Source organism: Streptomyces sp. NPDC046887 (assembly GCF_040644755.1).
In the GTDB taxonomy this organism is placed as follows: Bacteria; Actinomycetota; Actinomycetes; order Streptomycetales; family Streptomycetaceae; genus Streptomyces; species Streptomyces lichenis.
This window is the reverse complement of sequence record NZ_JBEYXH010000001.1, coordinates 268938-283171: the sequence shown is the minus strand read 5'-3', so window position 1 is coordinate 283171 and position 14234 is coordinate 268938. Positions and strand designations below refer to the sequence as shown.

Sequence of the window (14234 nt, the reverse complement as noted above, 5' to 3'; positions counted from 1 at the left end):
CCTCGCCACGGTGCCGTATGTGCTCTGCCGTCCGACTCGCTTTTTCAGCGGCGGGTGAAAAGCGTCCCAGGAAGCCGCACGGGACCCAGCACTCCGATGGATTCATGGAACTCCAGGGAGCCGTCGCGGGAAATCTCCAGCCGCTCGGAACGGCTCAGCAAGGTCTCCACGGCGATACGGGACTCCAGCCGGGCCAGCGGTGCGCCCAGGCAGTAGTGGATTCCCCTGCCGAAGGCGAGGTGGCGTCCGGCGGGGCGATGAATGTCGAATCGATCAGGGTCGTCGTAGCGCAGCGGGTCGCGATGCGCCGAGGCCAGCCAGACACAGACCGGGGAGCCGGCCGGAATCACCCGCCCGCCGAGCTCCGCGTCGCGGGTGGTCAGGCGCTGGTCGCGGACGAGCGGTGGTCGCCAGCGCAGCACCTCCTCGATGGCTCCGGGCAGCAGTGCGGGCCGGGCGCGCACCTCGGCCAGCGCGGCCGGGTGCTCGTCGAGCGCCATCACGGTGTTCGCGGTCAGCACGGAGGCGGGCAGGTACCCGGCGATCAGGAACATCCCGACGACGCCGACGATCTCCTCGTCGTCCAGGGCCCGGCCGTCCACCACCGTCGTCGCGAGCCTGCTGGTGAGGTCGTCTCGGGGATGGGCGCGCCGCTCGCGGATGTGGTGGACGAGGTACGCTCCGGCCTTGTCCACCAGGTCGGCGACGTTCCGCAGGGCGGCTTCGTCGGCGACGCCCAGCTCGCCCGCGGGACGGGCTCCCAGCAGGGCCCGGGCCCACTCCGAGATCATCGGGTGGTCGCTCTCGGGAATGCCGAACAGCTCCGCAATGACGATCGCGCTCAGCGGTCCGGCGAACTCGGCCACCAGGTCGAGGGGGGCTGTGGGGCCGCGGTCCTCGACGATGTCGTCCAGGAGCCGCTCGGCGAGGCGCTTGACGCGGGGCTCCAGCTCCGCGGTGACCCGCGGAGAGAACGCCTGGCTGACGAGCCCGCGCAGCCGGGTGTGGTCCGGCGGGTCGATCCCGACGAAGTTCCCCCGGGCCGCGCGGGCGAGCCGGCGCTGGTCCTCGGGGATGAAGTGGTTCATGTCGTTGGAGTAGGTCCGGTGGTCACCCAGAACCTGCACCGCTTCCTGATGGCGGAAGACTTCCCAGACCCCTGGCTCCCGGCCCTCGCCGACCGCCTCGGTCGCACGCCTGTCGGCCAGATAGGCGAAGAACGCGTGGATGCGCCTGTCGAACGGCAGGCCTGTCAGCACGGATAAGTCAGTCACTGAAATCCCCCATGAAAGTGCGCGCAGGAAATACACCACTGACGGCACGTGAAAAAGGGGACCCTCTGCTGAAGTATCCCCCGATACACCTGCTCAGCAGTTTCCAGAATCCAGCACGACGGAACAACAGCGACGCTACCTTGATCACTTAACGAGTGTCAAGAAGGTTTTTTTCGGCCGAGCGGTGACCGGTCGGTAACGTCGCCGGCCACCTGCACCTTTGCAGAATATTCGCGGCGCAATCGACCACCGGCACCGCCACCGCGGGTGGCAAGAAATCTTCTGTCACCCGCAGAGCGCTCATGTATTGTCACCAACGCCCTTGACTTCGCTCAGGGGGTCCACGGGGGACAACGGGGGGTTGTCATCACCATGCGGCGCCGGGGAATTGATTATTCCGGTGGACCGCCTCGCTGCCTGTGATCACCGGCGTGGGCTCCCGTATCCCTGTCCCCGGCATTCACTGTGAATGGCCGGCGCCGTCCGCGGCTCCTCTGTGTCGGAGATCCGGCGCGCCGGCAGCGACCGCGAAGGAACGATCATGTCCGCTTCCCCGGACCGGCAGCTCCCTCTGACGTCCGCCCAGACCGGTATGTGGCTCGCACAGCGCTTCGCCGCCGGCCGCCTCGACTACAGCATCGCCCAGTACGTCGAGATCCGCGGCGCACTGGACACCGGCCTCCTCGTCCGGGCGGTGCGGCGCGCCGTGGGCGAGGCGGACGCCTCTCATGTGCGGTTCGCCGAGCACCAGGGCGAACCCGTGCAGATCGTGGACACCGACCGCGCCTGCTCCGTGACCCTCCTGGACCTCACCGACCGGCACCGGCCCGACCGGGCGGCGCGGCGGTGGATGGCCGAGGAGCTCGACCGGCCGCTGTCCCTGGAGGACGGCCGGGTGCTGACGCTCGCCCTGCTCAAGGTGGACGAGGAGATCCACTACTGGTATCTGCGCGGACACCACGCGGTGTTCGACGGTCTGAGCGGTGCGCTCGTCGTGCGGCGCGCCGCGGACGTCTACACCGCTCTGGCCGAGGACCGCCCAGTGCCGGAATGCCCCTACGGCACCCTGGAGGACCTGCTCCACGACGACCGCGCCTACCGCGAGTCCACCGCCTTCACCGCGGACCGGGCCTTCTGGACGGCGAAGTTGGCCGGGCACCGGCCCCCCGCCTCCTTCGGTCGCGCCGGGCGGGGCCGGACGCCCGGCCGGATCCGCCGGTCGACCACCCTGGGGCAGGAGCGGATCGAGGCGCTGCGGCGACTGGCGTCGCGGTGCCTGGTCACCCTGCCGGTCGTGCTCGTCGCGGCGGAGCTGCTGCGTTCTGCCCAGCTGACCGGGGAGCGGGACATCATCCTCGGCCTGCCGGTGACGGCCCGGAACAAGGCGGTGCGCGGCACCCCCGGCATGGTGTCCAACGTGGTGCCGCTGCGGCTGACGGTCGACCCGCGTGAGAGCCTGCGCGGCTTGCTGGAACGCACCGCGAAGGAGATGCGGCTCGCCCTCGCCCACCAGCGCTACCGCTTCGAGGACATCCGCCGCGATCTGAGGCTGAGTGACACCGGCGAGCCGCTGACCGGGCCGCATGTGAACCTTCAGATCTTCGACTACGACCTGGACTTCGCCGGATCCCGGGCCGGCGTGCGCAACCTCACCAACGGCCCCGTCGAGGACCTGGCGCTGGTGGTCTACAGCGGCACCGCGGACACGTCCTGGAGCGTGGACCTGGACGCCAACGCCGAGCTCTACACCCCGGCGGACCTGGCCGTGCACCAGCGGACCGTGCTGCGGCTCGTCGACGGCCTCGCCGACGCGCGGGTGGACGAGCCGGTGGCCGCCCTCGGTGTCCTCGCCCCCGAGGAGGAGCTGCGCGTCCTCACGGAGTGGAACGACACCGCTCGCCGCTACCCCGAGGCGACCCTGCCGGAGCTGTTCGAGGCGCAGGCGTCCCGCACACCCGGCAGCACCGCGGTCGTCCACGGGAGTGACGTGCTGTCGTACGAGGAACTCGATGCCCGCGCCGACGCGCTGGCCCACGTGCTGCGCGGCTTGGGCGCCGGACCCGAGCGGCTGGTGGCACTCGCCGTCCCCCGCTCGGCCGAGCTGGTCGTCTCCCTGCTCGCGGTGCTCAAGAGCGGCGCGGCGTACCTCCCGCTCGACCCCGGCCACCCGCCCGAGCGGATCGCCGCCATGCTCGCCGACGCCCGCCCGGCGCTCCTGGTCACCACCGCCGGTACCGTCGGCCGCCTGCCGGGCACCGACCCCGTTCCGCGACTGCTGCTGGACGATCCCGGGACCCTGGACGCGCTGCGTCAGGCGCCCACCCGCCGCCCGGGTGGCGACGTCGCCACCCCCGCACTCCCGCGGAGCCCGGCCAACGTCCTCTACACCTCGGGATCGACGGGCACCCCCAAGGGCGTCGTCACCACCCACGAAGGCCTGGTGAACCGCCTGCTGTGGATGCAGGACCGCTACCGGCTCGACAGCACCGACCGGATCCTGCAGAAGACCTCGTGCGGCTTCGACGTCTCCGGCTGGGAGTTCTTCTGGCCCCTCCTCACCGGCGCCACCCTGGTGGTCGCCCAGCCGGAGCGGCACAAGGACCCGGCCTATCTCGCGGCGCTCATCGCCGAGGAGAACGTCACCACGGTGCACTTCGTCCCCTCCATGCTGAAGAGCTTCCTGGCGGAGCCCACCGCCGCCGGGTGCGTCTCCCTACGCCGGGTGATGTGCAGCGGCGAGGCGCTCCCGGCCGATCTGGTGTCCCGGTTCCACTCGGTCCTCGGCTGCGAGCTGCACAACCTCTACGGCCCCACCGAGGCGGCCATCGACGTCACCTCGTTCGCATGCGACCCCGCCGACACGTCCGGCTCCGCGCCACCGATCGGCACCCCCATCGCCAACACCCGGGTGTACGTCCTCAATCGGGCCCTGCGACCGGTGCCGCCGGGCGTCACGGGCGAGCTGTACCTGGCCGGCGCCGGCCTGGCCCGCGGCTACCTGGGCCGGGCCCCGCTGACCGCCGGGCGCTTCACCGCCTGCCCGTACGGCCCGGCGGGCGCCCGGATGTACCGCACTGGCGACCTCGCCCGCTGGGACGCCGACGGCCGGCTGGTCTATCTGGGCCGCGACGACGAGCAGGTCAAGATCCACGGCGTCCGCGTCGAACCCGCCGAGATCGCCGCCGCCCTGGTCGGGCACCCGGACGTGGGCGAGGCGGAGGTGGTCGCGCGGGAGGACGGTCCCGGCGGCGCACACCTCGTGGGGTACGTGGTGCCGGACTGGCACGCGCTGGACAGCCGCCTCGAACAGAGCCGGCGGGAGAGGGTCGAGCAGTGGGAGCAGCTCTACCAGACCATGTACGAGACCACGCCGGTGAGCGGCTTCGGCGAGGACTTCACCGGGTGGGACAGCAGCTACGACGGGCAGCCGATCCCCCGTGACGCCATGGAACGGTGGCGGGCGGACACGGTGGAACGCATCCGCGCCCTCGGCCCGCGCCGGGTCCTGGAGATCGGCGTGGGCAGCGGCCTGCTGCTCTCCCGGCTCGCCGAGAACACCGAGGCGTACTGGGCGACCGACTTCTCCGGCGCCGTCATCGACAGGCTGCGCGCGCAGATCACGGCCCGGCCGGAGCTCGCCGGCCGGGTCGAGCTCCGGGCCCGGCCCGCCCACGACTTCGACGGGCTGCCCCGCGGCTTCTTCGACACCGTCGTCGTCAACTCCGTGGTGCAGTACTTTCCGAACGCCGGCTACCTCTCCTCGGTACTACGGGGCGCTCTGGACCTGCTCGTACCGGGCGGCGCCCTGTTCGTCGGCGACGTGCGGAACCTGCGCCTGCGGCGTGCCCTGGACACCGCCGTACAGCTCGCCCAGAGCGGGCCGGACACCGGCGCCGACGCCCTGCGCCGGGCGGTCGACCAGCGGGCGATCCGGGAGAACGAACTGCTGGTCGACCCGGAGTTCTTCCACGTCCTGGCCGGGACCGAGGCCGCACGGTGCGGTGGCGTCGACATCCGGGTCAGGACCGGCCCCTACGACAACGAGCTCAGCCGGTACCGCTACGACGTCGTCCTCCACCAGCGGTCCGAGCGGCCGGTGGTCTCCATGGCCGGGGCGCCCCGCTGGCGGTGGGGCGGCGAGGTCGCCACCGCGCGAGGGCTCTCGGACCGGCTCGCCGCCGAGCAGCCGGCCATGGTGCGCGTGACCGGTGTGCCCAACGGCCTCATGGCACACGAGGCCGCGGCCGCCCGGGTGCTGTCGGCCGGCGGCTCACTCGCCGAGGTACGGGCCGAGCTGTGCCGCGCCGGCGTATCGGGCATGACGCCGCACGCGCTCCGGGCCCTCGGGGAACGACGGGGATACCAGGTCGCCGTCACCTGGTCCGGCGAGGCGGCGGACGGCGCGCTGGACGCGGTCTTCCTCCCCCCGGACGCGGGGGCCCTGACCGGCGTCCACCTTCCCGGGGACATCCGGTCCACCGGCCGGCCCCCGCTCACCAGCAACCCCGCGCTCGGCCAGGTGGCGGGCGAGCTCGGCGTGTCCCTCCGCGGTCATCTGCGGGAGGTCCTGCCCGACTACCTGGTGCCGTCGGCCGTGGTGGTCCTGGACTCGCTGCCGGTGAACGCCAACGGAAAGCTGGACCGGCGGGCGCTGCCCGCGCCCGACTTCCAGGCCCAGGTCACCGGGCGGGCTCCGCGCACCGCGCGCGAGGAGTTGCTCTGCGGCCTGTTCGCCGAGGTCACCGGCCTCCCCGCGGTCGGCATCGACGACAGCTTCTTCGACCTCGGCGGCGACAGCATCAGCTCCATCCAGCTGGTCAGCCGCGCCCGGCGCGCGGGTCTGGTCATCTCGCCGCGGGATGTCTTCCGGCACAAGACGGTCCTCGCCCTCGCCGAGGTGGCCACGCCCCTGTCCGCGGCCGTCGGCGAACGCCCCGGGGACGGGGTGGGCGAAGTGCGGTGGATGCCGATCACCCACCAGCTGCACGCCCTGGACGGCCCGGTCCGGCGCTTCCACCAGTCCACGGTCCTCCGGGTCCCGGCCGGCCTGCGCGAAGAGGCGCTCACCGCCGCGTTGCAGAGCCTCCTCGACCACCATGGCGCGCTCCGTCTGCGGATGGCGGACGAGGACCGTGCGTGGAAGTTCGACATCCCGGGACCCGGTACCGTGACCGCCGTCGGTCTGCTGCGCCGCGTCGACGTGACCGGACTGAGCGGCGACGCGCGCCGAACCGCCGTGGCGGAGCGAACCGCCGAGGCCGTGGACCGGCTCGACCCCTCGGGCGGGGTGATGCTCCAGGCCGTCTGGTGCGACGCCGGACCGGACGAGGCGGGCCACCTGCTGCTGGTGGTGCACCACTTCGCCGTCGACGGCGTCTCCTGGCGCATCCTCCTCCCCGACCTCGCCCAGGCCTACGCGGCACACGCGAGAGGCCGGCGGCCGGTGCTCCAGCCGGTGGGCACCTCGGTGCTCCGGTGGGCCGAGGCGCTGCACCGGCTGGCGCACGAGCCCGCGCGCGAGGCCGAACTCCCCCTGTGGTCCGCGATGCTCGACGGTGCGGACCCGCCGCTGGGGCGGCGCGCCCTGGACCCGGCGCGCGATGTCCACGCCCGCCGCCGCATCCTGTCGTCGACGCTGTCCGGGCCACCGGCCGCCGAGGTGCTGACCGGCGTGGCCACGGCGTTTCACGCCGAGGTCAACGACGTGCTGCTGACGGCGATGGCGCTGGCCGTTCAGGACTGGCGCCGCCGCCGCGGGCTTCCGGGCTCCGCCGTGGTACTCGACGTGGAGGGACACGGCCGCGAGGACGTGGTGGACGGGGCGGACCTGTCCCGCACCGTCGGCTGGTTCACCAGCCTCTTCCCCGTACGCCTCGAACCGGAAGTGCGTGACTGGGACGGGGTGTGGGCGGCCGGACCGGCGGTCGGGGCGGCGCTGAAGCGGGTGAAGGAACAGCTTCGGACCGTGCCCGACCACGGCCTCGGCTACGGGCTGCTGCGCCACCTCAACCCGGCCACGGCCGGGGTGCTCGCCGGGGCGGCCCGCCCGCAGATCGGCTTCAACTACCTCGGCCGGTTCACCACCGGGGCCGGCCCCTCCGACTGGGAGCCGGACCTCGGGTTCGGCGGCTTCTCCGGCGGCGCCGACCCCCGACTGCCCCTGGCGCACGCCCTGGAACTTGACGCCTTCGCCGAGGACGGCCCCGGAGGGCAGCGGCTCGTGGCCCGCTGGTCGTGGGCCGAGGAGCTCTTCTCCGAGGAGGACGTACGGGACCTGTCCCGCACCTGGTTCACCGCCCTCGAAGCCCTCGCCGCCCACGCCCGAAACCCCGGCAGCGGCGGACGCAGCCCCTCCGACCTGCCGTTCGTCACGCTCACACAGAAGGAGCTCGACCGGCTGGAGGGCGAGGCGCCCGGCCTGGTGGACGTACTGCCGTTGACGGCGTTACAGAAGGGGCTGGTGTTCCACGCCGCGTACGACGACCAGGCCCCAGACGTGTACCACGTCCAGCTGGGCATCGACCTGGAAGGCCCGCTGGACGCCGGGGCCCTGCGCACCGCCGCCGAGACGCTGCTCGGCCGCCACGGCAACCTCCGCGTCGCCGTGCGGCAACCCGGTGGGGCCGGCCACGTCCAGGTGGTGCCCGACCGGGTGGACCTGCCGTGGGTGGAAGCCGAGGCCGCGGACACGGCGGAGGCCGACCGGCTCGCCCGGGAGGACCGGTCGCGGCGCTTCGACCTGGCGAACGCGCCGCTGCTGCGCTTCACCCTGGTCCGCCTCGGTGAGGACCGGCACCGCTTCCTGTTCACCACCCACCACCTCCTGCTGGACGGATGGTCCATGCCCCTGGTGATACGGGAGCTGTTCACCCTCTACGCCGCCCGGGGGGACACCCGTGCCCTGCCGCCCGCCGTCCCCTACCAGGACTACTTCCACTGGCTCACCGCACAGGACGTTCCCGCCGCCGAGCACGCCTGGCGCACCGCGCTCGCCGGACTCGACGGACCCACCCGCCTCGCCCCGCACGCCGACAGCCACGCGACGGTCACCCCGCGCCATCACATCGCACGGCTGCCGCGTGAGCTGACCGAAGCCGTCACACGCCAGGCGCGCCGCCACGGCGTCACGCTCAACACCGTGGTGCAGGCCACCTGGGGGCTGCTGCTGGCCCGGATGACCGGGCGGGAGGACGTCGTCTTCGGGACGACGGTGTCGGGCCGCCCGCCGGAGGTACCCGGCATCGAGACGATGGTCGGGCTGTTCATCAACACCCTGCCGGTACGGGTGCGGCTCCGGCCGTCCGAGACACTGCTGGACCTGGTGACCCGCCTCCAGCAGGAGCAGGCCGAGCTGTCGGCGCACCAGCACCTGGGCCTGGCCGACATCCGGCGGCTGACAGGCATCGGCGGCGAACTCTTCGACACCCTCACCGTGTTCGAGAACTACCCACTGGACCCGGATGCGCTGCCCGGCGCGCACGGGCTGCGCGTCACCGGTGTGCGGACCCGCAACGACGTGCACTACCCGCTGACCCTGATCGCCCTGCCCGGTGACGAGCTCGCCCTGGACTTCGGCTACCGCCCGGACCTGTTCACCGAGGACGAGGTCCGGCTCCTCGCCGAGCGCTGCACCCGGCTGCTGCGGACCTTCGCCCACGCCGGCCCCGAGCTGCTCTGCGACAACGTCGACCTCCGCTCGGAGGCGGAACGGCGACAGCTGCTCGACGGGTGGGACGGCGCACCGCCCACCGGACCCGTGCCCGGTGTGGTCGAGCGGTTCGAAGCCGCGGTGGCGGCCTCCCCGGACGCCGTGGCGGTGGTGTGCGGGCCGGCGCGGCTGACGTACGCGGAGCTGGACGCACGGGCGAACCGGCTGGCGCGGGTACTGCGGTCGCGGGGCGTCGGCCCGGGCGATCTGGTGGCAGTGGCCCTACCGCGGTCGGCCGACATGGTCATCGCGGTGTTCGCGGTGCTCAAGGCGGGCGCGGGCTATGTTCCGCTGGACCCGGCCCACCCGGCGGACCGGATCGCGTTCATGCTGGACGACGCCGTCCCCCGGCTGGTGGTCACCGACCTGTCGGTGACCGGGGCGCTGCCGGGCACCGCCGTCGAGACCCTGGTGCTGGACGACCCCTCGTGCGTACGGGAGACGGCCGCGGCGCCCGGCGGGCCGCTGTCCTCCGAGGAGCTGGGCGGCGCGGTCCCCGAGGGAGCCACCGCGTACGTCATCTACACCTCGGGGTCGACGGGTGCGCCCAAGGGGGTGGTGGTCCCGCACCGGGCGATGGCGGTCTTCCTCTCCTGGGCCGTGGCGGAGTTCGGGCCCCGGGACCTGGCCTCGGTACTGGCGTCGACGTCGCTCTCGTTCGACGTGTCGGTCTTCGAGATCTTCGCACCGCTGCTGGCCGGGGGCCGGATCGAGGTGGTGCCGGACCTGCTGGCACTGGCCGAACGGCCCTGGTCGGGGACGCTGGTGAGCGGTGTGCCGTCGGTGGTGGCGGCGCTGCTGGAGGCAGGGGCGCACCTGGAGTGCGAGCGGCTGGTACTGGCCGGGGAGGCGCTGCCCGAACAGGTGATGCGACGGCTGCGGGCCGACGCGCCCGGGGTGCGGGTGGCCAACCTGTACGGCCCCACCGAGTCCAGCGTGTACGCCACCGGCTGGTACGAGACCGGTCCGGCCGAGGTGTCGGCACCGCCGATCGGACTCCCGCTGCCCGGCACCCGGGCGTATGTGCTCGACGGACGGCTGCGGCCCATTCCGGCGGGAGTGACCGGAGAGCTGTATCTGGCCGGGCCGAAGGTGGCCGACGGCTATCTGGGCCGACCCGGACTGACGGCAGGCCACTTCGTACCCGACCCCTTCGGCCCGGCCGGTACGCGGATGTACCGCACCGGCGACCTCGCCCGCCGGGACGCCCAGGGGGTGCTGCACTACCTGGGGCGCGCGGACCACCAGGTCAAGGTCCGGGGCTTTCGTATCGAGCCGGGTGAGATCGAGACCGTGCTCGCCCGCCACCCCGCCGTCACCCGGTCCGTCGTCACCACCCGTACCGCCACGACCGGGGAGCACCGGCTCGTCGCCTACTACACGACGGCCTCGGACGCCCGTCCGTCGCGGGAGGAGCTGGCCGGTCACCTCGGCACCACGCTGCCGGAGCACATGGTCCCCTCGGCGTTCGTACCGCTCGACGCCCTGCCGCTGAACGCCAACGGCAAGGTGGACCGGGGTGCTCTGCCCACCCCCGTCCTCCACACCGAGGCCGGGGGACGCGCCCCGCGCGACGCGCGGGAGGAGCTGTTGTGCGCGCTGTTCGCGGAGGTCCTCGGGCTGCCCGAGGTCGGCGTCGACGACAGCTTCTTCAGCCTCGGCGGCGACAGCATCACCTCTCTCCAGCTCGCCGGCCGCGCCCGCAAGGCCGGGCTGGTGATCACGCCCAAGGACGTCTTCCACCACAGGACCGCGGCCGGACTGGCGGCCGCCGCCCGGGCCACCGTGCCGACGGCCGTGGAGCGCCCCGAAGACGGCGTGGGCGACCTGGAGCCCCCACCCATCGCCCACCATCTGCGGGAGCTCGGCGGTCCGGTGCGGCGGTTCCACCAGTCCGTGGTGGCCCGGGTCCCGGCCGGGCTGCGCCGGCCGGCGCTCACCCGCGCGCTCCAGACGGTCCTGGACCACCACGGTGCGCTGCGCATGCGCTTGCGCACGGCCGGATCATGGACCCTGGACGTCGCCGAGCCGGGCACCGTCCCGGCCGAACCCCTGCTGCGCCGAGTGGAGCTGCCGCCGTCGGACGCCCTAGGGCGCGAGGCCCTGCTCCGTGAGCAGACGGCACAGGCCGTGGAGCGCCTCGACCCCGAGGCCGGAATGATGCTCCAGGCCGTCTGGTGCGACGCCGGACCGGACGAGGCGGGCCACCTGCTGCTGGTGGTGCACCACCTCGCCGTCGACGGCGTCTCCTGGCGCATCCTCCTCCCCGACCTCGCCCAGGCGTACACGGCCCACGCGGAAGGCCGGCAGCCGGAGCTGGAGCCGGTCGGCACCTCGCTTCGGCAGTGGTCCCGGCGGCTGCGCGCACTGGCCGAGAGCCCCCAGCGGGCCCGGGAGCTGGAGCTGTGGTCCCGCGTGCTGAAAGGCCCGGACCCGCTGCTGGGACGGCGGGGCCTGGACCCGCGGCGCGATGTGGTCGCACAGCGCCGGACCCTGTCTGTGACGTTGCCCCCGAACTGGACCGACGAGGTGCTGACCGACGTGGTCCGGGTCTTCCACGCCGAGGTCAACGATGTCCTGCTGACGGCCATGGCGGTGGCCGTGCAGGACTGGCGCCGCCGCCGCGGGCAGCCGGACACGGCCGTCCTGCTCGATGTGGAAGGCCACGGCCGCGAGGACCTCGTGGACGGAGCGGACCTGTCCCGTACGGTCGGCTGGTTCACCAGCCTCTACCCGATCCGCCTGGTGCCGGGCGTGGACGACTGGGGCGAAGCCTGGGCCGCCGGCCCGGCCATCGGCGCGGCGCTGAAGCGCGTCAAGGAACAGCTACGCGCTGTGCCCGACCACGGCATCGGCTACGGCATGCTGCGCTACCTCAACCCCACCACGGCCACCGCGCTCGCCCAGGCCCCCCGACCCCAGATCGGCTTCAACTACCTCGGCCGCCTCACCACCGCCGATCCCGCCCCTTGGGAACCCGACGACGCCTTCGGCGGCTTCTCCGGCGGAGCCGACCCCGGCCTCCCCCTGGCCCACTCCCTCAGCCTCGACGCACTCACCCGGGAGGGCCCCGACGGCCCGCTGCTCGTCGCCCGCTGGTCCTGGGCCGCAGGCGTCCTCACCGAGGCCGAGGTCCGCGACCTGGCCGAAACCTGGTTCAGGGCCCTGCGGACGCTGGCCGAGCACGCCCGCAACCCCGACACCGGCGGCCGCAGCCCCTCCGACCTGCCCTTCCTCACCCTCAGCCAAGACGACATCGACCAGCTCCAGGAGGAGCTCGACGAAGCATGGGAGATCTGATGCCGCCCCGTAACGGGCCCAGGATCGAAGACGTCCTGCCGCTGACGGCACTCCAGCAGGGGCTGGTGTTCCACGCCGCCTACGACGACCAGGCTCCCGACGTCTACCACGTGCAGCTGGCCATCGAACTCGAAGGCCCCCTGGACGCCCCGGCGCTGCGCGAGGCCGCCCGGAGCCTGCTCGCCCGCCACGGCAACCTGCGCGTCAGCATCCGGCAGCGTCCCCAGGGCGACAACGTCCAGGTCGTGCAGTCCCACGCACCGCTGTCCTGGACCCACGTCGAAGCCGCCACCCTGGCCGACGCCGACCAGGCCGCCCACCACGACCGGTCCCAGCGCTTCGACCTCGCCGCGGCGCCCCTCCTGCGCTTCACCCTCATCCGGCTCGGCGCGCAGCACCACCGCCTCCTGGTCACCACCCACCACCTGCTGCTCGACGGCTGGTCCATGCCCTTGGTGATGGCGGAACTCCTCACCCTCTACACCCACCGCGGCGACGCGGGCGTCCTCCCACCCGCCACCCCCTACGCCCCCTACTACCACTGGCTCGCCGGACGAGACGACCAGGCCGCCCGAGAAGCCTGGCGCACCGCCCTCGCGGACCTCCACCAACCCACCCGCCTCGCGCCCCACACCGACACCCGCACCGCCGTCATCCCCCGGCACCACACCGCACGGCTGCCGCTCGAACTGACCGAGAGTCTCACCCGGCAGGCACGCCGCCACGGCCTCACCCTCAGCACCGTCGTCCAGACCACCTGGGCCCTGCTCCTGGCACACCGGACCGGGCAGGAGGACATCGTCTTCGGCACCACCGTCTCCGGCCGCCCGCCGGAGGTTCCCGGCATGGAGACCATGATCGGCCTGTTCATCAACACCCTGCCCGTACGGGTACGCCTCCAGCCGTCCGAGACACTGCTGGACCTGATGGCCCGACTCCAGCGGGAGCAGGCCGAACTCTCCCCCCACCAGCACCTCGGCATCGCCGACATCCGGCGACTGACCACCGTCGACGGCGAACTCTTCGACACCCTCACGGTCTTCGAGAACTACCCCCTCGACCCGGACTCCCTCACCTCGGTCACCGACCTGCGCATCTCCCACCTCTACACGCACAACGACGCCCACTACCCCCTCACCCTCATCGTCACCCCGGGCGACCTCCTCACCCTCGACTTCGGCTATCGGCCCGACCTCTTCACCCCCGACGACATCCGCCGACTCGCCGAAGGCCTCACCCGGCTGCTGCGCACCTTCACCCAGGCCTCCCCGCAGCTCCTCACCCGGGACATCAGCCTCCTCACCCCGCAGGAGCGGCACCAAGCCGTGGAAGGCTGGAACGACACCGCCCGCGAACTGCCCCCGGTCGCGGTGCACGAACTCTTCGAGGCGCAGGCGAGGCGCTCGCCCGAGGCCATCGCCGTGGTCTTCGAGGACCAGGAGGTCACCTATGCCCAGCTGGACGCGCGGGCGGACGAGCTGGCCGATTCCCTGCGCGCCTTCGGCATCGGCCCCGAAGGACTCGTGGCGCTGGCGCTTCCCCGGTCCGTCGAGATGCTGGCGTCCCTTCTCGCCGTGCTGAAGACCGGCGCCGCCTACCTGCCGATCGACCCCGACTACCCGGCCGACCGCATCGCCCACATGCTCACCGACGCGGCCCCGGCCCTCGTGATGGCCACCGAGGCCACACAGCACCTCGCCGAAGCGCACGGCACTCCGCGACTCCTCCTGTGAAGACCGGCCGAGTGCCCCGCCGGTGCCCGGCCGACTCCGGGCACCGGCGGCGCCCTCCGCGTACTCCACACCCCCGGATTCCGCACGCTTCCCCGACCCGGCCCCGAGATCCGCCGACCCGCTACCGACCGCCGGCCCCGGGCGGATCATGTCCGATTTCCCCCTGTACCCCGCCCCGGCCCCGCTGTTACATGATCAGTGATCAGAGTGGACGTCGAG

At 72.9% G+C, this 14234-nt stretch carries 3 protein-coding genes; 2 read left to right on the top strand and 1 reads right to left on the bottom strand.

The features are described from left to right. Positions 1-44: 44 nt before the first annotated feature. Positions 45-1274 (bottom strand): cytochrome P450, encoded by a 1230-nt coding sequence (locus ABZ945_RS01280; protein WP_361261982.1) that lies wholly within the window; start codon positions 1272-1274, stop codon positions 45-47. A gap of 541 nt (positions 1275-1815) precedes the next feature. Here ABZ945_RS01280 and ABZ945_RS01275 point away from each other — a divergent pair. Together ABZ945_RS01275 and ABZ945_RS01270 are read left to right on the top strand one after the other, a co-directional pair. Then, positions 1816-12282: an amino acid adenylation domain-containing protein gene (locus ABZ945_RS01275; RefSeq protein ID WP_361261978.1), complete on the top strand. Its 10467-nt coding sequence runs from the start codon at positions 1816-1818 to the stop codon at positions 12280-12282. Beyond that, positions 12270-14015: a condensation domain-containing protein gene (locus ABZ945_RS01270; RefSeq protein ID WP_361261975.1), complete on the top strand. Its 1746-nt coding sequence runs from the start codon at positions 12270-12272 to the stop codon at positions 14013-14015. Before ABZ945_RS01275 ends, ABZ945_RS01270 begins: the two co-directional genes overlap by 13 nt. The last annotated feature ends 219 nt before the right edge of the window (positions 14016-14234 follow it).